Annotated in this window: 21 protein-coding genes; 16 read left to right on the forward strand and 5 right to left on the reverse strand. The window is 76.0% G+C overall.

What is annotated here, in order from left to right; all coding sequences use genetic code 11:
* Positions 1-848 (forward strand): ABC transporter permease (locus HOY81_RS21970; RefSeq protein WP_237322225.1); only part of this gene is annotated, 848 nt, incomplete at its 5' end.
* Between the two features lie 130 nt (positions 849-978).
* A complete protein-coding gene (locus tag HOY81_RS21975) occupies positions 979-1,755 on the forward strand; it encodes a hypothetical protein (protein WP_308341160.1) in 777 nt (258 codons plus the stop codon).
* A 575-nt stretch (positions 1,756-2,330) separates the two neighbouring features.
* Here the strand turns inward: HOY81_RS21975 and ybaK are convergent.
* From ybaK to HOY81_RS21990, 3 genes are read right to left on the reverse strand one after another with little or no spacing between them, the layout of a single operon-like run.
* Entirely contained in the window at positions 2,331-2,843 is a 513-nt protein-coding gene (gene ybaK / locus HOY81_RS21980) for a Cys-tRNA(Pro) deacylase (RefSeq protein ID WP_237322226.1), read from the reverse strand.
* A gap of 4 nt (positions 2,844-2,847) precedes the next feature.
* Positions 2,848-3,621, reverse strand: a complete 774-nt coding sequence (locus HOY81_RS21985; RefSeq protein ID WP_237322227.1) for an LON peptidase substrate-binding domain-containing protein — start codon at positions 3,619-3,621, stop codon at positions 2,848-2,850.
* A 40-nt stretch (positions 3,622-3,661) separates the two neighbouring features.
* On the reverse strand, positions 3,662-5,275 hold the full coding sequence (locus HOY81_RS21990) for an oxidoreductase (RefSeq protein ID WP_237322228.1): 1,614 nt from the start codon (positions 5,273-5,275) through the stop codon (positions 3,662-3,664).
* A 140-nt stretch (positions 5,276-5,415) separates the two neighbouring features.
* Between HOY81_RS21990 and hisD the strand changes: the two genes are divergently transcribed.
* The 11 genes from hisD to HOY81_RS22045 all read left to right on the forward strand — a co-directional run bounded on the left by hisD (position 5,416) and on the right by HOY81_RS22045 (position 15,348).
* A complete protein-coding gene (hisD, locus tag HOY81_RS21995) occupies positions 5,416-6,753 on the forward strand; it encodes a histidinol dehydrogenase (RefSeq protein WP_237322229.1) in 1,338 nt (445 codons plus the stop codon).
* Positions 6,750-7,871, forward strand: a complete 1,122-nt coding sequence (locus tag HOY81_RS22000; protein ID WP_237322230.1) for a histidinol-phosphate transaminase — start codon at positions 6,750-6,752, stop codon at positions 7,869-7,871. The genes hisD and HOY81_RS22000 overlap by 4 nt, the downstream gene beginning before the upstream one ends.
* On the forward strand, positions 7,868-8,470 hold the full coding sequence (gene hisB, locus HOY81_RS22005; RefSeq protein ID WP_237322231.1) for an imidazoleglycerol-phosphate dehydratase HisB: 603 nt from the start codon (positions 7,868-7,870) through the stop codon (positions 8,468-8,470). Before HOY81_RS22000 ends, hisB begins: the two co-directional genes overlap by 4 nt.
* Positions 8,471-8,591: 121 nt before the next feature.
* A complete protein-coding gene (locus HOY81_RS22010) occupies positions 8,592-8,750 on the forward strand; it encodes a hypothetical protein (RefSeq protein WP_237322232.1) in 159 nt (52 codons plus the stop codon).
* Complete coding sequence (hisH, locus tag HOY81_RS22015; protein ID WP_237322233.1) at positions 8,747-9,397, forward strand: imidazole glycerol phosphate synthase subunit HisH; 651 nt, start codon at positions 8,747-8,749, stop codon at positions 9,395-9,397. Before HOY81_RS22010 ends, hisH begins: the two co-directional genes overlap by 4 nt.
* Entirely contained in the window at positions 9,397-10,122 is a 726-nt protein-coding gene (gene priA / locus HOY81_RS22020) for a bifunctional 1-(5-phosphoribosyl)-5-((5-phosphoribosylamino)methylideneamino)imidazole-4-carboxamide isomerase/phosphoribosylanthranilate isomerase PriA (RefSeq protein WP_237322234.1), read from the forward strand. Before hisH ends, priA begins: the two co-directional genes overlap by 1 nt.
* Positions 10,119-10,544 carry a Rid family hydrolase gene (locus HOY81_RS22025; RefSeq protein ID WP_237322235.1) on the forward strand — a complete coding sequence of 142 codons (426 nt, stop codon included), beginning with the start codon at positions 10,119-10,121 and terminating at the stop codon, positions 10,542-10,544. The genes priA and HOY81_RS22025 overlap by 4 nt, the downstream gene beginning before the upstream one ends.
* Entirely contained in the window at positions 10,541-11,314 is a 774-nt protein-coding gene (gene hisF, locus HOY81_RS22030; RefSeq protein WP_237322236.1) for an imidazole glycerol phosphate synthase subunit HisF, read from the forward strand. The genes HOY81_RS22025 and hisF overlap by 4 nt, the downstream gene beginning before the upstream one ends.
* A gap of 368 nt (positions 11,315-11,682) precedes the next feature.
* The gene (locus tag HOY81_RS22035) at positions 11,683-12,654 is read left to right on the forward strand and encodes an alpha/beta hydrolase (RefSeq protein ID WP_237322237.1); all 972 of its coding nucleotides are present in this window, start codon (positions 11,683-11,685) and stop codon (positions 12,652-12,654) included.
* Between the two features lie 240 nt (positions 12,655-12,894).
* Complete coding sequence (locus tag HOY81_RS22040; protein ID WP_308341163.1) at positions 12,895-14,532, forward strand: LuxR C-terminal-related transcriptional regulator; 1,638 nt, start codon at positions 12,895-12,897, stop codon at positions 14,530-14,532.
* Positions 14,533-14,817: 285 nt separating this feature from the next.
* Entirely contained in the window at positions 14,818-15,348 is a 531-nt protein-coding gene (locus tag HOY81_RS22045; protein WP_237322253.1) for an NADAR family protein, read from the forward strand.
* A 77-nt stretch (positions 15,349-15,425) separates the two neighbouring features.
* Here HOY81_RS22045 and HOY81_RS22050 read toward each other — a convergent pair whose 3' ends face one another.
* Entirely contained in the window at positions 15,426-16,382 is a 957-nt protein-coding gene (locus HOY81_RS22050; RefSeq protein ID WP_237322238.1) for a hypothetical protein, read from the reverse strand.
* A 64-nt stretch (positions 16,383-16,446) separates the two neighbouring features.
* Entirely contained in the window at positions 16,447-17,424 is a 978-nt protein-coding gene (locus HOY81_RS22055) for a Ku protein (protein WP_237322254.1), read from the reverse strand.
* A gap of 313 nt (positions 17,425-17,737) precedes the next feature.
* Here HOY81_RS22055 and HOY81_RS22060 point away from each other — a divergent pair, with 313 nt between their 5' ends.
* From HOY81_RS22060 to HOY81_RS22070, 3 genes are all read left to right on the forward strand, one after another.
* Complete coding sequence (locus HOY81_RS22060; RefSeq protein ID WP_237322239.1) at positions 17,738-19,123, forward strand: CdaR family transcriptional regulator; 1,386 nt, start codon at positions 17,738-17,740, stop codon at positions 19,121-19,123.
* A gap of 155 nt (positions 19,124-19,278) precedes the next feature.
* A complete protein-coding gene (locus tag HOY81_RS22065) occupies positions 19,279-20,982 on the forward strand; it encodes a cation acetate symporter (RefSeq protein WP_237322240.1) in 1,704 nt (567 codons plus the stop codon).
* Between the two features lie 81 nt (positions 20,983-21,063).
* Positions 21,064-21,783, forward strand: coding sequence for a B3/4 domain-containing protein (locus HOY81_RS22070; RefSeq protein ID WP_237322241.1), 720 nt, complete (start codon positions 21,064-21,066; stop codon positions 21,781-21,783).
* Positions 21,784-21,831 lie beyond the last annotated feature (48 nt).

A 21,831-nucleotide genomic window follows, 5' to 3' on the forward strand; every position in this document is an offset into this window, starting at 1 on the left:
CCGAGCGTGACGCCGCGCCGGGCGTCCCCGCGCGTGACGCCGCGCCGGGCGCCCCCGAGCGTGGCGCCGCACCGGGCGGCCCCGGCGCGGCGCCGGAGCCGCTGGCCGTGCGGGCCCGCCTCTGGCCCGCCCTGGGCGCCGTCTACCGCGCCCAGCTCTCCCGCGCCCGGGTGGCGCGCATCCCGCTGCTGTTCGTGGCCACCTTCCAGTCGCTCGGGATCATGGTCCTCATGCGCGGGGTCGTGGACGGCGGGGTGGAGGCACGGGCCGTCGTCGCTGGGTCCAGCGTGCTGGTGGTGGCGTTCGTCGCGCTCAACCTGCTCGCCCAGTACTTCGGCCAGCTCCGGGCCAGCGGCGGCCTCGACCACTACGCCACGTTGCCGGTGCCCGCCACCGCCGTCGTGCTCGGGGCGGCGGGGGCGTACGCCTCCTTCACCGTGCCCGGCGTGGTGGTCACCGCCGTTGCGGGCGGCGTGCTCTTCTCGCTCCCGCTCGGCGGGCTCTGGGTGCTGGCGGCTGTCATCCCGCTGGCCGGGGCCGCCCTGGCGGGCCTCGGGGCCGCCCTCGGACTGCTCGCCCCGCGTGCCGAACTCGCCACCGTCTGCGGCCAGTTGGGCATGTCCGCGGCGCTGCTCCTCGGGGTGCTGCCGGGCGGGCAGCTCCCCGAACCGGTCCGCTGGGTCCGCGACCTGCTGCCTTCGACGTACGGCGTGGAGGCACTGGCCCGCACCTTCGAGGTCCGCCCGGACTGGGCCCGGGTCGCCCTCGACCTGGGTGTCTGCGCGGCCGTCGGGGTGCTGTCGCTGGCCGTGGCCACCTGGGCGTACCGGCGCGCCGCCGTCCGCTGACGGCCGGGCCGCACTCCGGGGACCGCCCGGCCTCCCGCCCGGCCTCCCGCCCGTTCGTCGGCGGGTACGGCCGGCCCGCCGGGCGCGTCCCCGCGCCCGGACCGCCGTACGCACCTGGCACGATGGCGGTGTGACGGCACCGACTCCCTCCTCGCCGGGCGGCGACCGCCCGCAGCGCTACGACCCCTGGGCCCAGCGACCTCCGGGCGGCGGCCCGCCGCAGGCGCCCACCACGGGCGGGCCGGGGCCCGCCTCCGGCGACCACGGAGCCGGAGGCCCGGCGTACGGGCCCGGGGCGGGTCCCGCACCCGGCGGCCCTGGCGACGGCAACCCCGGCGACGCGGGCGGCCCGGGCGGGCCGGGCGGCCACGGGCAGGCCGGCACCGGACTGCCCTGGAAGCGGGAGGCCCGCGACGCGGCGCTCACCGGGCTGGGCGTCGCCCTGCTCGGCGTGGTCCTCGGACTGCTGTGGCTCTGGCTCGCCCCCCGGGTACCGCTGATCTCGGACGGCGAGGCCGTCTATCTCAAGCGGCCCGAGGGCGAGGAGGCCATCGGCGCGGACGGCACCTTCGTCCTGCTGGGACTGGGGCTGGGCGCCGTGGCCGGCGCGGTGGCCTTCCTGGTACGGCGGAACCCGGGCGTGGGTCCGGCACTCGGGCTCGCCCTCGGCGGGCTGGCCGGCTCGCTGCTCGCCTGGTGGCTGGGCACCTCGTTCGGGCCGACGGACGACCTGGCGGCGCACGCCCGCGAGGTGGGTGAGGGGAACGTCTTCGACGGGCCCCTGGAACTGCACGCCAAGGGGGCGCTGCTGGCGCTGCCCTTCGCGGCGGTGGGGGTGCATCTCGCCTGCACGGCGCTCTTCGGCAAACGCGACGCCGCGCCGGTGCCGCCGCCCGCCCCCTGGTGACGGGTCTCCCCGGGCTCCGGGGCCTCCCGGGGCTCCGGGGCCTCGGACTGCTCCGGACAGCCCGCTCCGTCTCCGGTGCGTCGCGGCCCGGCTCCGCGGGGGAGGGGCGCCCCGGGTCCCGCCCTTTCCCGGAACCGGGGCTCCGCCCCGGGCCCCGCCGTGCCGCGCGGTGCCCGGCCCGGCTCCGCGGCCGGGCCCCGGGGGAGGCCGACGGGCCTGCGCCGCCGTGGCGGGTCGCCGTGGCGGCGGGAGGGCGTGGGCGCCCCTGACGCCGGGCCTGGAGGCCGTCCGCGCGGCTGTTCGTCGTACCGACGGTTGCCCGTGACGCCGGGCCCGGGGGCCGTCCGCGCGGCTGTTCGTCGTACCGACGGTTGCCCGTGACGCCGGGCCCGGGGGCCGTCCGCGCGGCTGTTCGTCGTACCGACGGTTGCCCGTGACGCCGGGGCCGTGGTGCGGGCTGTCCGTTGCCGGCGGTCGCCGGAGGCCTTCGGGGAGGCCGCCGGGTCCGCGCCGTCGTGGCGGGGTGGCGGTGGCGCCTCGTGGCGTGGCCGGTGGCGCCGTCGTGGCGGGAGACGCTACGGGCGGGCGACAGGGGCCGTGGTGGCGGAGGTGAGGGCGGCCAGATCCTGAGGCGAGAGCTCGATCTCCAGCCCGCGGCGGCCCGCCGACACGCACACCGTGTGGTGCGCCGTCGCGGAGGCGTCCAGCACCGTGGGCAGCCGCCGCCGCTGGCCCAGCGGGGAGATCCCCCCGCGCACGTACCCGGTGGCGCGCTCCGCCGCCGCCGGATCGGCCATCGTGGCTCGCTTCCCGCCCGCCGCGGCCGCGAGCGCCTTGAGGTCGAGCGAGGCGGAGACCGGCACCACGGCCACCGTCAGCACCCCGTCCACCTCCGCCACCAGCGTCTTGAACACCCGGTCGGGAGAGACGCCCAGCGCCTCCGCGGCCTCCGCTCCGTAGGAGGGCGCGGCGGGGTCGTGCTCGTAGACGTGTGTGGTGAACTCCACCCCCGCGCGGGACGCCGCCACCGTGGCCGGGGTGGCCGCGGACCGCCGGTCGTCGCGCTGCTTGGGTTTCCGTTTCGCCATGGCGTCAGTTGGGGCTGGTGGGGCGGCGGGTGAGCTCGGCGGCCGGGAGCGAGGGCAGCTTGCCGATCACCGCGGACTCGCGGCGCAGGATGCGCAGCTCCTCGGCCAGCCGCGAGGCGGTGTCGGGGGCCTGCAGCAGCCGCTGCTTGGCGGGCGTGTCGAGCACGGTCGCGGCGGCCACCAGATACGACACCACGGACGGGTCGTCCGGCAGCTCCTGCCCGGCGGCCAGGGTCCGCTCGCGGGCGCCGGCCAGCCGCTTCTGGTACGTGCGGAAGGCCCGCAGCACCCCGGAGGCCAGCGCCCCGGCGCCCTCGCCCGGCTCCTCCTCCAGCTCCTCGACCTCGGCCGTCAGATAGGGCCCGCCGGTCTCCACGGACAGCAGCCGGAAGCGGGTGGTGCCGGTGGCCAGCACCTCGTACCCGGCCTCGTCCTCCTCCTCGTCCTCCTCCTCGCCCCCGCCGGGTGTCTTCTCCCGGATGGTGGAGGCGTCCGCGATGCAGCCGATGCCGTAGAAGGAGGCCATCGGATCGGGCCCGAAGCCGGCCGTCGGGTCCGCGTCGGCCGGCTCGGCCGACTCGGGCAACCCGACCGCCGTGGGGGCGACCTCGCGGCCGTCCCGGATGGCGACGACGCCGAACTGCCGCGGGGTCCCCTCCGGGAGGGCCAGCAGATCGCGCATCAGCGCGCGATACCGCTGCTCGAAGATGTTCAGCGGCAGCACCAGCCCGGGGAACAGCACCGAGTTGAGCGGGAAGAGCGGTAGCGCGGTTGTCACAACGGGCAAGCCTAAAGCCTCACCGGCCCGCCCGTGGCCGTCACTGGCGACGCAGCAGCCGCGTGGCGCCCGCCGCGACCGTCGTGGCCAGGATCCACCCGATCAGGATCATCGAGGCGGCCAGCCACTGGTAGCGGCCCTGCGGGTTCCACGCGGTGTCCTGGCCGAGGTTGATCACGGGCAGCAGCAGGTCCAGGGCGTACAGCGCGGCGTTCCACTGCGGTGCCTCGCCCTCCTTGAGGGGCGGCGGCTCGTGCGCCTCGAAGAGGAAGGCGCCGGACGCCCAGAGGCAGGCCATCCAGAGCGCCGCCTGCCCCGGCCGGTAGCCGTAGGCGACCGTCCAGTCCTGCAGATAGCCCCACAGCTTCCCCGGCAGCGGCAGCGTCTCCCGGCGGCGGCGCTGCTTCTCCAGCAGCACGGCCCGTGCGAGGGCGTCCTCGCCGCTGTTCCGGTAGACGGTCGCGAGCTGCTCGTACGGGCCCGGAGAGTACTCCGGGGTCGCGGCGGCCAGCCATTGCAGCCGCTGGCGCAGCGAGAACCGGCCACGGTGGATGAGCTGCTGGTAGGTGAAGCCCGCCATCCAGAGCCGCTCGTCCGTCGGCCAGCTCCCCACCTTGTCCACCAGGTTCTCCACCGTCGCCCCGGAGAGCACCACCAGGCCGCGCTCGGGCGCCTGGGAGGTGAAGCAGAGCTCCGGGGTGGTGATCCGGCGCAGCGAGAGCTCCTGGTCCCGCTCGAGCTGGATGCGCGCGTTGTCCAGCACCAGCGCGGTCCCGAACCGGCCGTCGTCCAGCTTCACCCCGCCGGTGCACTCGAAGCGCCGGATCCGCTGCCGGGGGACGCCGGCCGCGTCGAACGGGTTCCGGGTGCCGGCCGGCGGTGTGGTGCCCTGGATCAGCCGGGCCCGGTCGGGCTCCGCGTCGGCGAAGTGCGCGGCCTGCTCCACGGTGAGCTGCGGGGCGTGCAGGGCGTAGCGGCCGTGCCGGTTGCGCAGCACGCTGCCGTACATGAAGAGGGAGCCGCCGACGGTGGCCCCGCGCAGGCTGGTCTCGCCGTCCGCGACGAGCAGGCTGGCCTGGAGCTCCTGGGAGACGGTGAGGCCGTCCGCGGCGAGTGCCCGGATGCGGCGGCCGCTGCCGATCACCGCCTCGTTCAGCAGCAGGTCGGTGCCGATCGTGGCGTCCGTGAGCCGGACGCCGTCCGGGATGGTGGACCGGGCCAGGTGCAGGTCCCCGGCGATCTGGGCGCGCGCGGCCTCCAGCCGGGGTATCCGGCAGCCGACCAGCCGCGCGGTCTGCAGCTGCGTCTCCGCCATCAGCAGCTCGTCCTCGAAGCGGCAGCCCCGCAGCTCGAAGTAGGGCTCTATGGTGCCGCCGGAGAGGTTGAGCAGCCCGGTGACGTACGCGCCGGTCAGGTGCAGCGAGGCGACCCGGCCGGGCAGCGCGGTCGCTTCGCCGTCCAGCAGCAGCCGGGCGATCACCCGGGCCCGCACGGTCCGCTCGGGCCCCCACTCGTGCTCGGCGTCCGGGTCGTCCAGCTCGGCCTCGCCGGTGCGCAGGTCGAGCTCGCTGCCGTTGCGGAACGCCTGCCACAGCCACACCTCGGCGCCGTTCAGGTCGCCCGGCGGGTCGCCGGCGTCCAGCGGCTCGCTCATCCGTTACCTCCCCCTGGTCGAGAAGTCCCTTACCCCTCGGTGACCGGAAGAACGCCAGTGGTCGTGAGCACTGTCCGGCACACGTATCACTCAGTGATACGGGCGTCCGGTCACCGGGCGCGGTCTGCGAGAATGGTTCCGTGATCTCCCGAATCGATCTGCGGGGTTCCGTCCCCTCCGGCGCCGCGGGTGCCGTGGGAGACGGGATCGACCGCGACCTGCTGCCCCGTGCCGAGCTCGACGTCGAGGCCGCCCTGGAGACGGTGCGGCCCGTCTGCGACGACGTGCGCCATCGCGGCACCGCGGCCCTGATCGACTACGCGGAGCGCTTCGACGGCTGCACCCTCGAGCGGATCCGCGTGCCTGCCGAGGCGCTGCGGCGTGCACTGGAGGAGCTGGACCCGGCCGTGCGGGCCGCCCTGGAGGAGGCGGTGCGCCGTGCCCGTGCGGTCCACCGCGCGCAGCGCCGCACCGACGAGACGGTGCAGGTCGTGCCCGGGGGCTCGGTCACCGAGCGGTGGGTCCCGGTGGAGCGCGTCGGCCTGTATGTGCCCGGCGGCCGGGCCGTGTACCCGTCCTCCGTTGTGATGAACGTGGTGCCCGCCCAGGAGGCGGGCGTCGGTTCCCTCGCCGTCTCCTCCCCGCCGCAGGCCGGCTTCGGCGGGCTGCCGCACCCCACCATCCTGGCCGCCTGCGCGCTGCTCGGCGTGGACGAGGTGTACGCGGCCGGCGGCGCCCAGGCCGTCGCGATGTTCGCGTACGGCACCGAGGAGTGCGCCCCCGCCCAGCTCGTCACCGGCCCCGGCAACGTCTATGTCGCGGCCGCCAAGCGGCTGCTCAAGGGCCGTATCGGGATCGACTCCGAGGCCGGCCCGACCGAGATCGCCGTGCTCGCCGACGACACCGCCGACCCGGCGCACGTCGCCGCCGACCTGGTCAGCCAGGCCGAGCACGACGTGGTCGCCGCGGCCGTGCTGGTCACGCCCTCCGAGGCGCTGGCCGAGGCGGTCGAGCGGGAGCTGAAGACCCAGGTGGCCGCCACCCGCCACCGGGACCGGATCACCGAGGCGCTGGCCGGCCGGCAGTCCGGGATCGTGCTGGTGGAGGACGTGGAGCAGGGCCTGGCGGTGGTGAACGCCTACGCCGCCGAACACCTGGAGATCCAGACCGCCGACGCCGCCGCGGTCGCCGCCCGGGTGCGCAACGCCGGCGCCGTGTTCGTCGGCCCGTACGCCCCGGTCTCGCTCGGCGACTACTGCGCGGGGTCGAACCACGTGCTGCCTACCGGCGGCTGCGCCTGCCACTCCTCGGGGCTCTCCGTCCAGTCCTTCCTGCGCGGCATCCACGTCGTGGAGTACACGCGCGAGGCGCTGGCCGAGGTCACCGGGCACGTGGTGACGCTGGCGGAGGCCGAGGACCTGCCCGCGCACGGGGAGGCCCTGAAGGTGAGGTTCGACGGAGAGGTCCCGGGCGAGTGAGCGACACCCCCACCCCGGACTGGGGCACGCTTCCGCTGCGGGAGGAGCTGCGCGGCTCGTCGCCGTACGGCGCGCCGCAGCTCGACGTGCCCGTCCGGCTGAACACCAACGAGAACCCCCACCCGCTGCCCGAGGAACTGGTCGCCCGCATCGCCGAGCGGGTCGCCGAGGCCGCGCGCGGCCTCAACCGCTACCCGGACCGGGACGCCGCCGAGCTCCGCACCGAGCTGGCCCGCTACCTCTCCCGTACGGCCGGGCTCCAGGTCACCCGGGCCCAGGTGTGGGCGGCCAACGGCTCGAACGAGGTCCTCCAGCAGCTCCTCCAGGCCTTCGGCGGGCCCGGCCGCACGGCGCTCGGCTTCGAGCCGTCCTACTCCATGCACGCCCTGATCGCCCGCGGCACCGGCACCGGATGGCTCTCCGGGCCGCGCACCCGGGACTTCCGCATCGACACCGGGACGGCGCTGCGCCTCATCGCCGAGCACCGGCCCGAGGTGGTCTTCGTCTGCTCCCCGAACAACCCCACGGGCACCGCGGTGGAGGCGGAGACCGTCCGGGAGCTGTACGACGCGGCCCAGGCAGCCGGTCCCTCGCTGGTGGTGGTCGACGAGGCGTACGGCGAGTTCAGCCACCGCCCCTCGCTGCTGCCCCTGCTGGAGGGCCGGCGGAACCTGGTGATCTCCCGCACCATGTCCAAGGCCTTCGGCGCCGCCGGGCTGCGGCTCGGCTATCTGGCGGCGGACCCGGCGGTGGTGGACGCGCTGCAGCTCGTCCGGCTGCCCTACCACCTCTCCGCGGTCACCCAGGCCACCGCGCTGGCCGCGCTGGAGCACACCGATACGCTGCTCGGGTACGTCGAGCAGCTCAAGGCCGAGCGGGACCGGCTGGTGGCGGAGCTGCGCGCGGCGGGCTGCGAGGTGACCGAGTCGGACGCCAACTTCGTGCAGTTCGGCGTGTTCGAGGACGCGCACGCCGCCTGGCAGGCACTGCTGGACCAGGGCGTCCTCGTCCGTGACAACGGCGTACCGGGCCGGCTGCGGGTGACCGCGGGCACGCCCGCCGAGAACGACGCGTTCCTCGACGCGGTACGCAACCTGAAGAAGGAGACCCCGGCATGACCCGCGCAGGACGCACGGGCCGCACAGAGCGCACCACCAAGGAGACCTCCGTCGTCGTCGAGATCGATCTGGACGGCACCGGTCGGGTGGACGTCTCGACAGGCGTCGGCTTCTACGACCACATGCTCGACCAGCTCGGCCGGCACGGGCTCTTCGACCTCAGCGTCAAGACCGAGGGCGACCTGCACATCGACAGCCACCACACCATCGAGGACACTTCGCTGGCGCTGGGCGCCGCCTTCCGGCAGGCGCTCGGGGACAAGCGGGGCATCGTGCGGTTCGCCGACGCCTCGGTGCCGCTGGACGAGTCCCTCGCCCGGGTGACCGTCGACCTCTCCGGGCGGCCCTATCTGGTGCACACCGAGCCCGAGGGCATGGCCCCGATGATCGGCACCGACTACGACACCACGATGACCCGGCACATCCTGGAGTCCTTCGTGGCCCAGGCGCAGATCGCACTGCACGTCCACGTGCCGTACGGGCGCAACGCGCACCACATCGTGGAGTGCCAGTTCAAGGCGCTGGCGCGGGCGCTGCGCTACGCCAGCGAGATCGACCCGCGGCAGACGGGGATCCCCTCGACGAAGGGTGCGCTGTGAGCGACGGGCGCGCGGCCGGTGCGGGTGTGGTCTGCGGTGTGGTGGTGCCGCGTGGCCGGAGAAGCGAACGGTTCGGTGCTGTGAGCGACGGGCGCGCGGCGGACGGAAACGGAAAGATGCCGTGACCGGGATCTCCGTACTGCTGATCTTCGTGGGGCTCTTCCTGCTCGGCGGGGCGATCTCGTTCCGGAGGCAGAAGATGCCCACGGGTGTCGTCGTCCTGCTCGGCATCGGCTCGGCGCTGGCGCTGCTCGCCGGCGTCCTGCGACTGGAGGTGTGAGCGTGACCAGCAAGGTCGTCGTCTTCGACTACGGCTTCGGCAACGTCCGTTCCGCCGAGCGTGCCGTCGCCCGCGCCGGGGCCGAGGTGGAGATCACCCGGGACTACGACGCGGCGATGAACGCGGACGGGCTGCTGGTGCCCGGCGTCGGGGCGTTCGCCGCCTGCATCACGGGCCTGCGGGAGGCCCGGGGCGACTGGATCGTGGAGCGCCGGCTGGCCGGCGGCCGCCCTGTGCTGGGCATCTGCGTCGGTATGCAGATCCTCTTCTCCCGCGGCATCGAGCACGGTGTGGAGGCCGAGGGCCTGGACGAGTGGCCGGGCACGGTCGGCCCGCTCAAGGCGGACACCGAGCACGCGGTCCCGCACATGGGCTGGAACACCGTGGAGGCCCCCGCGGACTCGCGGCTCTTCGCGGGCCTGCCGTCCGACGCGCGCTACTACTTCGTGCACTCCTACGCCGTGCACGACTGGGAACTGCGCGTCACCCACGCGGCGATGGCCGCGCCCCTGGTGAGCTGGACGACCCATGCCACGCCGTTCGTCTCCGCCGTGGAGAACGGCCCGCTGTGGGCGACCCAGTTCCACCCCGAGAAGTCCGGCGACGCCGGAGCCGAGCTGCTGACCAACTGGATCGGGACCCTGTGATGCCTCGCCTCGAACTCCTCCCCGCCGTCGACGTCCGTGCCGGGCAGGCGGTGCGCCTGGTGCACGGCGAGTCCGGCACCGAGACCTCCTACGGCGACCCGCTGGAGGCCGCCCTGGCCTGGCAGCGCTCCGGCGCCGAGTGGCTCCACCTGGTGGACCTGGACGCCGCCTTCGGCACCGGGAACAACCGGGACCGCATCGCCGCCGTGACCCGGGCGATGGACGTCAAGGTCGAGCTGTCCGGCGGCATCCGGGACGACGACACCCTCGCCGCCGCCCTCGCCACCGGCTGCACCCGGGTCAACCTCGGCACCGCCGCGCTGGAGAGCCCCGAATGGGTGGCCAAGGTCATCGCCGAGCACGGCGACCGGATCGCGGTCGGTCTGGACGTCCGCGGCACCACGCTGCGCGGGCGCGGCTGGACCCGGGACGGCGGCGACCTCTACGAGACGCTGGCGCGGCTCGACTCCGAGGGCTGCGCCCGCTACGTCGTCACCGACATCAACAAGGACGGCACCCTCCAGGGCCCCAATCTGGAGCTGCTGCGAAACGTCTGCGCGGCCACCGACCGCCCGGTGGTCGCCTCCGGCGGCGTCTCCTCTCTTGACGACCTCCGCGCGATCGCCACGCTGGTACCCGAGGGCGTCGAGGGCGCCATCGTCGGCAAGGCCCTCTATGCCAAGGCGTTCACCCTGGAAGAGGCTTTGGAGGCCGTGTCGTCATGACCCCGGAACCCCGTGTCGAGCGCGTGCGGACGGACAGCCCCTGGGAGGAGACCATCGGCTGCGCGCATGCCGTCGCGGCGGGGGACCGGGTCCTCGTCGGCGGGACCATGCCGTTCGTCGACGGGGTGCTGCACGGCGAGGGCACGCCCTACGAGCAGGCGAAGGTGGCCTTCGGCAACGCGCTGGCCGCCCTGGAGAAGTTCGGGCTGGACGCCGGCTCCGTCGTGCGGACCCGGATGTATCTGGCCCACACGCGGGACGTCGACGACGTCGCCCGCGCGCACCGGGAGCTCTTCGGCGAGGTACGCCCGGTGGCCACCATGGTCGTGGTCTCCGGCTTCGTCGACTTCCGGGTGCTGGTCGAAGTGGAACTGGAAGCCCTCCTCGGAGGCCCCGAACCCCTGGAGCACGGAACAGCATGACCCTGGCCGTACGAGTCATCCCCTGCCTGGACGTGGACGCCGGACGGGTCGTCAAGGGCGTCAACTTCCAGAACCTGCGCGACGCGGGAGACCCGGTCGAGATGGCCAAGGTCTACGACGCGGAGGGCGCCGACGAGTTGACGTTCCTGGACATCACCGCGTCCTCGGGGGACCGTGAGACCACCTACGACGTGGTGCGCCGCACCGCCGAACAGGTCTTCATCCCGCTCACCGTCGGCGGCGGGGTGCGCAGTCCGCAGGACGTGGACCGGCTGCTCCGCGCGGGCGCCGACAAGGTGGGCGTCAACACGGCCGCCATCGCGCGGCCGGAACTCATCCGGGAGATCGCCGAGCGCTTCGGCAGCCAGGTGCTGGTGCTCTCCGTCGACGCCCGCCGCACCGCCCCGGACGCCCCGGCCACCCCCTCCGGCTACGAGGTCACCACGCACGGCGGCCGCCGCGGCACCGGCATGGACGCCGTCGAGTGGGCCCACCGGGCGGCCGAGCTGGGCGCGGGGGAGATCCTGCTGAACTCCATGGACGCCGACGGCACCAAGGACGGCTACGACATCGAGATGATCGGCGCGGTACGCAAGCACGTCGGCATCCCGGTGATCGCCAGTGGGGGCGCCGGGAAGCTGGCGGACTTCCCGCCCGCGGTCGGCGCGGGCGCGGACGCGGTGCTCGCGGCGTCCGTCTTCCACTTCGGCGACCTGCGGATCGGCCAGGTCAAGGAGACCCTCCGGACCGCCGGGCACGCGGTGCGCTGAGCCTGCCGGGTTCGTGGCCCCCCGGGGGCCGCGGAGACGCGGCGGGCCGGAGGAACGGAGGCACGGGCCCGGGACGTGCCGTTCCCGCCGGTCGCTCACAGCCTCCCGTCGCCACCCGGTCCGTCCTCCCGCGGCCGTTGCGCCCGCTCTCCCGCCGGCACCACACCGCACCCCGGAGCCCTCCGCAGGCTCCGGGGTGCGGTCGTTCCGGTGCGCCCACCCACCTCCCGGCGTTCCGCCGAGACCGGTGAATCCGCCGATGTGCGCGGCCGCCGCGGCCGGTCACAGTGGCCCCGCCAGCGACAGCAGGCGGGACACGGCCGGTGTCACCGGGCGGGCCCGCCACGACCGGAAGGATGTGCTCCGACGTGTCTCAGCACACCACGGGGAGCTCCCCCACCGTCCCGGGCGGACGCCGCAGAGCGGGCCGTGGAAGAGCCGGCCTGCGCGCGGCGACCGCGGCCCTCGCGGGGCTGCTCGCCGCCGGCGGACTCGGCACCGCCGCGGTGCCCGCGGCCCACGCCGCCCCGGCCCCGGCGACCGCCGCGGCCGCCGACAACCCCTACGAGCGCGGCCCCGACCCGACCGAGGACAGCATCGAGGCGGCCCGCGGCCCGTACGACGTCGCGGAGACCTCCGTCTCCTCCTGGGTGGTCAGCGGCTTCGGCGGCGGCACCGTCTACTACCCGCGGGAGACCGACGACGGCACCTTCGGCGCCGTGGCCGTCGCCCCCGGGTACACCGCGAGTCAGTCCAGCATGGCGTGGCTCGGGCCCCGCCTGGCCTCGCAGGGCTTCGTGGTCTTCACCATCGACACCCTCACCCGCCTGGACCAGCCCGCCAGCCGGGGCCGGCAGCTCCTGGCCGCGCTGGACTACCTGACCGAGCGCAGCGCGGTGCGGAACCGCATCGACGCGAGCCGGCTCGGCGTGATGGGCCACTCCATGGGCGGGGGCGGCACCCTGGAGGCCGCCGCGGACCGGCCCTCGCTGCAGGCGGCCGTCCCGCTGGCCCCCTGGAACCTCGACAAGACCTGGGGCGAGCTCCGCGTCCCCACCATGATCATCGGGGCGGATGGCGACTCCATCGCCCCGGTCTCCTCACACTCCGAGCCGTTCTACGAGAGCCTGCCGGGCGGCCTGGACCGTGCGTATCTGGAGCTGAACAACGCCGACCACTTCACGCCCAACCTGCCGGACACCACGCTGGCCAAGTACAGCCTGTCCTGGCTGAAGCGCTTCATCGACAACGACACCCGCTACGAGCAGTTCCTCTGCCCGCTGCCGCGGCCGGGCTGGTACATCGAGGAGTACCGGGGCACCTGCCCGCATCTCTCCTGACGTTCCCGGGGGGGCGAACGCGGAGGAGGACACGCACGTCTCTGCGGACCGTGCGGGACACCCGTCCCGCACGGTCCGTCCGGGTGCGGGGGCCGGGTGCGGTGCGGGCCGTCCGGGGCGAGCGGGGTCCGTACGCCGGACCGTGCCCGGGCACAGCCACCGGGGCCGTGCGCTGGGAGCGCGCCCACCGGGGACGTCGCGGGGGTCCCGCCAGAACTGACTTCTGAGTAACCTGCCCTCGTGACCGGACCGACGACCCCCACGAGTCCCCTCCGGAACCCCGCCCGGTCCCCGGCGCGGGCCGCCGCCGCACCGGAGGCCGGCGCGGCCGTCGCGGCCGTCGAGGCGCTTCTCGACCGGCTCGCCGCCGACCCGGCACGCGCCGGCGCGCTGCTGCGCGGTGTGCCCGGGCCTGCCGCGGGCGACGCGCTCCGCGGGCGGGCCGCGCTCGCCCACGGCCTGCTGGAACTGCGCAACGGCCCCCTCGCGGACGCCCGCGAACTGCTGCGTCTCGCCGCCGCGTTGCTGGCCGGGCACGACCCGGTGCTCGCCCTCGACGCGCTGCTGGCCGCCGCCGAGGCCGCCTGGTCGGCCGGGGACGTGGCCGCCCACCGCGCCACGCTGGCCGCCGCCCCGGCCCATGGCGCCGGCCCGCTGGAGGACTACCGGGCCGGCATGGCGGCCGTCATGGGCGGCTCCCTGCTGCGCGGTACGGCCCGGCTGCGGCAGGCGGTGGCCCGTACGGCCCGGAGCACCGACCCCGGGCTGCTGCTCCGCGGCTGCCTCGCCGCCCTGGTGCTCGGCGAGGTCGGCACGGCCCGTGACACCGCGGCCCGGGCGCTGGCGCTGGCTCGCGCGGGCGGGCGGCACACCGTCGTACCGCAGGCGCTGGAGTACCTGGCCTACACCGAACTGCGCGCCGGGCAGCACGCCCGGGCCCGCGCCCACGCGGCCGAGGGACTGGCCGCCGCCTGCCGGGCCCGGCAGGCCAACACGGCCGCCCAGTTGCACGCCGTGCGGGCGATGGCCGCCTCCGTGGAGGGCACCGCTGAGGAGTGCGCGGCGCACGCCCACGCCGCGACCCGTACCGCCGTGCCGCACGGACTGGGTGTGGCGCACACCCTGGCGCTCTGGGCCCTCGCCCGCGCCGATCTGGCCGCGGGGCGGCCGGCGGAGGCGGTCGCGCGCCTGGGCCCGCTGGTGCGCCGCTCCCCGCGCGCCGGCCACTACGCGGCCCGGATGCTGGCCGTGCCGTGTTTCGTGGAGGCGGCGGTGCTCGCGGAGACGACCGCCGGGGTGGGGGAGGCCCTCGCCGAGTTCACCGTGTGGGCCGGGTGGACGGCGGACCCCCAGGCGCCGGGGCAGCTCGCGCGCTGCCGGGCACTGCTGGCCCCGGCCGCGCAGGCCGACCGGCTCTACGCCCGCGCCCTGGACCACCACGACCGTGCGGGCGGGGAGTTCGAACGCGCCCGTACCCTGCTGCTGCACGGCAAGGCGCTGCGGCGCGGGCGCCGGCTGCTGGCGGCCCGGGACCGGCTGCGGGAGGCCCGCACCGGGTTCGAACGCTGCGGCGCGCGCGTCTGGGCCGAGCAGGCCGTGGCGGAGCTGCGGGCCACCGGCGAGGCCACCCCGGGGGCCACGGGCGGCGGCTCCGCGGGCCGGGCCGAACTGGCCGCCCTCACCCCGCAGCAGCTCCGCATCGCGCGCTGTGTGGCCGAGGGCTGCACCAACCGCGAGGTGGCGCTGCGGCTCTCGGTGAGCCCGCGCACGGTCGAGCACCACCTGCGGAACGTCTTCGCCACGCTGGGCGTCCGCTCCCGCGTGGAGCTCGCCCGTCTGGTGGACTGCCGGACCGACGGCCCGCCTCCCGGCCCCTGAACCGGGAAGCGCCGGCCCGGCCCGCGGGCGGCGCGTGCGCCCCGGGCGGCCGGCGGCTGGGGCACCGGGCTGGCCGCCTCCGACGAGCGGGCCGCCGATCCCGCCGGTGGAGTGGTGACGCGCGGTGCGCCGCGCGGTGTCCCTGCCGGGCCGCCCGGCGTCCGCCCCGGTGGCTGCGGGCGGACATGCGTCGCTGTCGGTGGGAGCTGCGAGGATCACCTCATGACGACCACCGGCCCGAAGAGCCCCGTCCAGGCCCGTACCCGTGAGGACCTCGCTGCGCTCATGACCGGCGGAGCGTGCCCCAAGTGGCTGATGTTCTGGGGACACCGGCCGCAGCGGGACGGATCCACCGGGCCGGGGGTGCTCAGTCAGTGGTGGCCGTCCCCGTTCACCGTGGACGGTGTGCAGTACGCCAGCGCCGAGCACTGGATGATGGCGGGCAAGGCACGCCTCTTCGGCGACGACGCTGCGCTCGCGGCGATCCTCGCGGCGCGCACCCCCGCCGAGGCCAAGAAGCACGGGCGGCTGGTCCGCGCCTTCGACGAGGAGCGCTGGGCCGCCTCCCGCTTCGACCTGGTGGTCACGGGCAACGTCGCCAAGTTCGGCCAGGAACCCGCCCTGCGCGCCTTCCTGCTCGGCACGGGCAACCGGGTCCTTGTCGAGGCCAGTCCACGGGACCGCATCTGGGGCATCGGGCTGGCCGCCTCCGACGAGCGGGCCGCCGATCCCGCCCGGTGGCCCGGCCGGAACCTGCTCGGTTTCGCGCTCATGGAGGCGCGGGCCCGCCTCGCCGCCGAGGGGCCCGGGGCGTAGCGACCGCCCCGGGCGCGCGCCGTCCGGGGCCCCGCGATCCCGGCTGCCGCCCGGACCGCGGGGCCGCGGCCGGCGGGTCACCGGCGGACGCGGCGCCGGGCCTGGTCCGCGCGCTGGCGGGCGGCGCGGGCGGCCCGTTCTGCCGTCCGGGCCCGGTCCCGTGCACGCCGCAGTCCGGTCTCGGCGGCGCGGTGATCAGCCTCGGCCTCGCGCAGCCGGGCGCGGAGTTCCTCCGTCCGCTCCCGGGCGCGGGTGCGGCGGTCCGTGGCCTGCCGCACCCGCTGCTCGGCGGCGGCCTGTTCGGTCTCCCGGGTACGGGCCTCTGCGGCTGCCTCGTCCGCCGCCTGCGCCCGCGCCTCCGCTTCCGCCTGCTCCTCGGCCTCCGCCCGTGCGTCCGCCTCCGCCGTCGCGCGGGCCCGGCCGGGACCGGACCGGCCGGTGGGGGCCGGGCGCTTCCGCCGCCCGGTCTCCTGCCGGGCCTGCCGCCGTGCCGGAGCGGGCCGGGAGGCCGTCTCCGGTGACGGGCGGGTCCGCCCGGACGCGGGTGTCCCGACGGCTGCCGGCGGAAAGCCGGCGGGGGCGGACAGGGCCTTCGTCAGCCGTCCCGCCCGCCAGGTCCCGGCCGCCTCGGGGTCGGTCAGCACCGCCTGCAGGGTCTGTTCGACCTCCCGGCGGGCGGCCTCGCTCAGCGGCCGCCCCGCCGCGGCCGCCGTCTCCCCGGCCTGCCGGGCCAGTTCCCCGGTGAGCCGGTGCTGGGCCTGGGAGAGCTGCCGCAGCCGGGAGCCGTCCAGCTCCCGGTGCGCACGGGCGAGTTCCTGCCCGAGCTGTTCCAGCCGTGCGGCCTGCTCCGGCTCCCGGCGCGCCAGCAGGTTGGCCGCCCAGGCCGCGAGCGTGGGCCGCCGCAGTCCCGCGATCTCCTTCGCCAGCGCCGCGTCCCCGGCGGCCCGGGCACGGCGCGCCCGGTCGTCCCGGGCCGTGGTGAACTCGTCGGGCCGCAGCCCGTACAGCTCCTCCGCCACCGCCTCCAGGTCCACCGCTGCTGCACCTCCCGGCTCCCGCTCCCCGGGGCGCGCCCGCCGTGCGGCGGCGCGGCCGCGGTCAGGACGCGGCACGGCCCGCCCGGGCCTGCGCGACGGCCCGCGCCAGCTCCTCCCGGCTCATCTTCGACCGCCCCGGTACCTGCAGCTCGGAGGCGAGCCGGGACAGCTCCTTCTTGCTCAGCCCGGCCACTTCCTGCTCCCCGGCAGCCGCGCCCCCGGACTCCCTCCGGCCGCGGCGCCCGCGCCCCCGGGGGCGGCTGCCGGCGGTGTCGATGCTGCGCTGGAGGGCGTCCATCAGGTCCACCACGTTGGTGGCCTCGGGCGGGCCCTCCGCCGCGACGACCTCCTCGCCCTTCCGCTTCGCCGCGATCAGCTCGTGGACGCGCTCCTCGAAGGTGTCGTGGTACTCCTCCGGCCGCCAGTCGGTGCTGAGCGCCTCGACGAGCTGCCGGGCCGTACGGAGCTCCCGCTGCCCGGCTGTCGTACGCCCGGGCAGCACCGGCAGCTCCTGCTGCGGATCGCGCACCTCGTCCGCCCAGTGCAGGGTGTGCAGCACCAGCACCTGTTCCTGGGCACGCACCGCGACCAGGTACTCCTTCGAACGCAGCACGAAGGTCGCGATGCCGGTCTTGTGCTCCTCGGCCAGCGCCTGGCGCAGCAGCTCGTAGACCTTCGCGTACTCCTCGCCCTTCGGCGCCAGGTAGTAGGTGCGGGCGAAGTAGACCGGCTCGACCTGTTCCAGGTCGACGAAGGCGGAGACGTCGATGGTGCGCGACCGGCCCGGGGCGATCTCCTCCAGCTCGTCCGGCTCGACGACCACGTAGTCGCCGCCGCCGAGGTCGTACCCCTTGACGATCTCCCCGTAGTCGACCTCCTCGCCGGTCCGCCCGTTGACCCGGCGGTTGCGCACCCGGTCGCCGGTGCCGCGCTGGAACTGGCGGAAGTGGGTGGTGTGGTCCTCGGTCGCCGTGAAGAGCTGCACCGGCACGGTGACCAGGCCGAAGGTCAGCACTCCGCTCCAGACCGCCCGGGCCACGGCACTCACCTGCCCTCCGCACACGGACGCCGCCCGCCGCCGGGCGGACGGGCCGGAAGGGGTACGGCCCGCCCGCCGCGGCGGGCATCGGGCGTCTCTCTCAGGTATAGGCGCCGCTCCTCCGCCCCCGCCACCGGAGGGGCCCCGCGGTGCGGCATCCGGGGGACGGCTCCGGTGGCCGGGGGGGCGCGGAGTCCGCCCTGGCCGGGTGCGCGCGGTACGCGCAATTTCGGCAGACCGCTGTTGACCGACCGGGTGGTATGCGATGCTGCCTGCGCCGTACACACCTTTCCGAGCAGGGGAGGACCGTCAGATGCAGTCGGAGGTACGCGTCCCCGTCCGCGGAACGCACGTCCTGCCGGACCCCGGCCCGCCCACCCGTTCCCGGGCCGGTGCGGACGCCGTCGCCGTGCTCCACCGGGCCGCACGGGAGCTGATGGGCCACCTCCCGGAACTCACCGACCGGATCCTCGCCGAGCTGCGGGACCGCGAGCCGGCCTACCGCGCGGCCCTGGAGGCGGATCACGACCGCCTCTGGCAGGAGGTGCACGACTCCCTGCGGAACAACGTCAGTTCCTTCTTCCACCCCCGGGAGTCACGGGCCGCCGCCCGCCGCTGCTCCTGGGAGATCGGCGCGTCGGGCGCGGAGCGCGGCCTGCCGCTGGACACGCTGCTGCACGCCTTCCGCATCGGCGGCGCGCTGGTCTGGGACGACCTGCTGGAACACACCGCACGGCGCAGCGCGGAGGACGTACGGCTGCTGGTGCACATCGCCGCCGACGTGTGGAACTTCGTCGACGAGCAGTGCCGGATGGTCGCCGACGCCCACCACCACGTCGAGCGCACCCTCGCCTGGCGGCGCGAGAACCAGGTGCGGCTGATGACCGCCGCGCTGCTGGACGGCACCGCCCGCGTCGCCGACCTGCCGGAGGTGGCCGCCGCCCTGGTGCTGCCGGAGAGCGGCAGCTACGCGGTGCTGGCCGTCGCCGGAGGCCCCCGCGCCGGCTCCCGGAACGCCGGGCCCGGCCCGCTGCCCGCACCGCCCGGCCACCGGGTGCTGTGGCATCCGGGACCCACCGGGGCCGCCGGGCCGGCCGGGCCCGGCGGAGCCGCCGCCCCGCCCGCCGGGCCGGGCGTCCCGGTCGCCGCCGTGCCCGGCCCGGACCGGTCCGGAGCCGGCGACCCGGGCGGCGAGTCCGCGGCCTGCCACGGCATCGTGCTCCTCGGCGAGGAGGGGACCGCCGGACTGGCCGCCGCCCTCGCCCCGCCGCCCGGCGTCCGGGTCGGCGTCAGCAGCCCCGTTCAGGGGCTCGCCGCGCTGGGGGACGCGCGCAGACTCGCCGACACCGCCCTGCACTGCTGCCCCCGCGAGGGCGGCACGGTGCGGCTGGAGGACCGGCTGCCGGCCGCCCTGGTGCTCTCCTCGCCGGGCCTCGGCGGCGCCCTCGCCGAACGGGTGCTGGGGCCGCTCCGGCGGCTCGAACCGGGCGACCGGGACATGCTGCTGGAGACCCTCACCGTCTGGCTGGAGTGCGACGGTTCCGCACCGCGCGCCGCCTCGCGGCTCTACTGCCACCGGAACACGGTGCTCAACCGGCTGCGCCGGTGCGAGCAGCTCACCGGTCGCTCCCTGGCCCGCCCCGCGGACCTCGTCGAACTCTCTCTCGCCCTGCAGGCGGCACGGCTGCTGCACCGCTGAGCCCGCCCACCGGCCCGGTCCCGCCGCGTGGGACCGGGCCGGCGGCCGTAGGGGCGCTGTGCCGCGGCACAGCGCCCCCGTGCGGTCACTGTGCGTCCGCACCGAGCTGGGGCCGGGTGCTGTACGGGGGACGGAGGCCGTGGTCACGTACCGTCATGACCTCGACGGCACTGGACGGACGCACTCTCGCACTGGTCGTCTTCGCCGCGTTCGTGACCGTGTCGCTGCTGCTCTGCGGCCTCGCGGCCGCCGACCAGGACGAGGCGGAGGAGTTCTACGCGGGCAACCGCTCGCTCGGCCCGGCCCAGAACGGCCTGGCCGTGGCGGGGGACTACCTGTCGGTCGCGACGGTGCTCAGCACCACCGGGACCGTCGCCCTCGTCGGCGCCGACGGCGTGCTCTTCGCCTGCGCCACCGTCGGGTCGCTGGTGCTGCTGATGGCCGGGTACGCAGGCCGCCTCCGCGGCACCGGGCGGTACACCCTCGCCGACACCCTGGCGCTGCGCCTGCGGGAGCGTCCCGTACGGATCGCGCTGGGAGTCACCGCGGTGCTGGTGCTGCTGCCGCTGCTCATGGTGCAGCTCTCCGCCGCCGGGCGGATCATGGCCGTGATGCTGGACCTGCCCAGCGGGTCGCTCACCGGCTGCACCGTGCTGACCGGCGTGCTGATCGTGCTCTACTCCGCGATCGGCGGGATGCGCGGCACCGGCTTCATCCAGATCCTCAAGACCGCCGTCGTCGCGGCCGCAGTCCTGCTGCTGGCCGGGCTCGTGCTGAACCGCTTCGGCTGGAACCCGGCCCGCCTCCTCGACGCGGCGGGGGACGGCAGCGGCGGCGGCTCCTCCTACTTCCGCCCGGGCGGGCAGTTCGGTCACTCCGCCGCGGGCTGGCTGGACCTCCTCGGCTTCCAGGTCACGCTGGTGCTGGGGGCGGCCTGCATGCCGCACGTGACGATGCGGCTGTACGCCGTCCGCAGCGCGCGGGCGCTGCGCGCCTCGATGCGCTGGGCGGTGGGGGCCGTCGCCGTGGTCTGCGCGGGCGTGGTCGTCATCGGTCTCGGCGCCTCCGCGCTCGTCGGGGGTACGGCGCTGCGTGCGGGCTCCCCGGAGGGCACCGACGCCCTGCTGATGGTCACCGCCGTCCTCGACCCGGCCGCCGGGGGCACCGAACACAGCGTGCTCTTCGCCTTCGTGGCCTGTGCGGTGTTCGCCACGGCGCTGGCCGCGGTCGCCGGGATCACGCTCGCCGCCGCCTCCTCCCTCGCGCACGACCTGCTGCCCGTGCTCACCCGCGCCGGGCGCCGGTCCACGGCCCGCGAGGTGGTGCAGGCCCGTGGTGCGGTGGTGCTGGTCGGCGTGGTGGCGGTGGCGCTCGCGGTGCTCACCCAGGAGCGGAACCCGTCGGTGCTCTTCTCCTTCTCCTTCGCGGTGGCCGCCTCCACCCTGTTCCCGGTGGTACTGCTCACGGTCTTCTGGCGGGGGTTCACCACCCGCGGGCTGGTGTGGACGGTGACCGGCACGCTGCCGCTGGTCACCGTGCTGATGGTGTACTCCCCGGCGGTCTCCGGCTCGCCGGTGGCCCTCTTCCCGGGCCACGACTTCCAGTGGTTCCCGCTCCAGACGCCGGGGCTCGTCACCATCCCGGCGGGCTTCGCCCTCGCCGTGCTGGGCTCCCGGCCACGGAGCCGGGAGCCCCGGCCCGGACCGGCGCCGCAGGCGCCGGCGGCGCCGCCGCACCCGTCGCCCGTGCCCCCGCCGCCCTCCGGACCGCCGTACGTACCGCCACAGGGGGAGCCCCCCGCGGCCCCGGCGTACGGGCCCGGTCCGGGCCGGACCCCGGGGGGCGGGTTCCGCTCCTAGCGGTGCTCCGGCCGGCACGGGCACTGTCCATTGACATGTACTGTGGAGTCCATCTCAGTGGACGACACCGTGGAGAGCGACATGCCCTCTGACCTCACGCTCGGGCTGGACCTCTGGCTGGACGAGGCCGCGATCGACCCGGCCGTACGCGAGCTGCGCCCGGACTACCGCGCGCTGCTGCTCGCCGCGGACGGGCTCCGCCCGGGCCCGAGCGACGAGCACAGCGAACGGGCGCTCGCGGCCGCGGAGGCCGCCGCCCGCACGCGGTTCGCCGGCACCCCGGTGGCGGACCACCCCCATCTCGCCGCCTGGCGGGAGGCGTTCCGCGCCTTCGGGGCGAAACCGCAGCGCACCCGCCCCAGCGCCGAGGCCCTGCTGCGCCGCCTGGACGAGGGGCTGCCGCGCATCGACCGGCTGACCGACCTCTACAACGCCGTCTCCGTCGCCCACGCCGTCCCGCTCGGCGGCGAGGACCTGGACCGGTACACCGGGCCCGCACGGCTGGTACGCGCCGACGGCACCGAGCCCTTCGAGGTCACCTCCGGCGGCGAGCCCGCGGTGGAGCACCCGCGCCCCGGCGAGGTGGTGTGGCGGGACGACGCCGGCGTCACCTGCCGCCGCTGGAACTGGCGGCAGTGCGTCCGCACCCGGCTCACCCACGACACCACTCGCGCCTTCTTCGTGCTCGACGCGCTCGGGCCGCTGGACGACGACGCCCTCGCCACCGCGGGCGAGGAGCTGCGCGCGGCGCTCCTCGCCGGCAGTCCGGACGCCACCGTGGTCTCCCGGCTGCTCGACTGATCCCGCGGGCGGCCGCTCTGCGCACCCGGCACGCGGAACCGGCCCGCC

The organism is Streptomyces sp. JJ36 (genome assembly GCF_021696945.1).
GTDB lineage: Bacteria > Actinomycetota > Actinomycetes > Streptomycetales > Streptomycetaceae > Streptomyces.

Excerpts from the sequence above, each read along its gene's own strand:
- ybaK (WP_237322226.1), bottom strand. The coding sequence starts at position 2,843 with ATGGCGAAACGGAAACCCAAGCAGCGCGACGACCGGCGGTCCGCGGCC.
- HOY81_RS21990 (WP_237322228.1), bottom strand. The coding sequence starts at position 5,275 with ATGAGCGAGCCGCTGGACGCCGGCGACCCGCCGGGCGACCTGAACGGC.
- hisB (WP_237322231.1), top strand. The coding sequence starts at position 7,868 with ATGACCCGCGCAGGACGCACGGGCCGCACAGAGCGCACCACCAAGGAG.
- priA (WP_237322234.1), top strand. The coding sequence starts at position 9,397 with ATGCCTCGCCTCGAACTCCTCCCCGCCGTCGACGTCCGTGCCGGGCAG.
- HOY81_RS22025 (WP_237322235.1), top strand. The coding sequence starts at position 10,119 with ATGACCCCGGAACCCCGTGTCGAGCGCGTGCGGACGGACAGCCCCTGG.
- hisF (WP_237322236.1), top strand. The coding sequence starts at position 10,541 with ATGACCCTGGCCGTACGAGTCATCCCCTGCCTGGACGTGGACGCCGGA.
- HOY81_RS22045 (WP_237322253.1), top strand. The coding sequence starts at position 14,818 with ATGACCGGCGGAGCGTGCCCCAAGTGGCTGATGTTCTGGGGACACCGG.
- HOY81_RS22060 (WP_237322239.1), top strand. The coding sequence starts at position 17,738 with ATGCAGTCGGAGGTACGCGTCCCCGTCCGCGGAACGCACGTCCTGCCG.
- HOY81_RS22065 (WP_237322240.1), top strand. The coding sequence starts at position 19,279 with ATGACCTCGACGGCACTGGACGGACGCACTCTCGCACTGGTCGTCTTC.
- HOY81_RS22070 (WP_237322241.1), top strand. The coding sequence starts at position 21,064 with ATGCCCTCTGACCTCACGCTCGGGCTGGACCTCTGGCTGGACGAGGCC.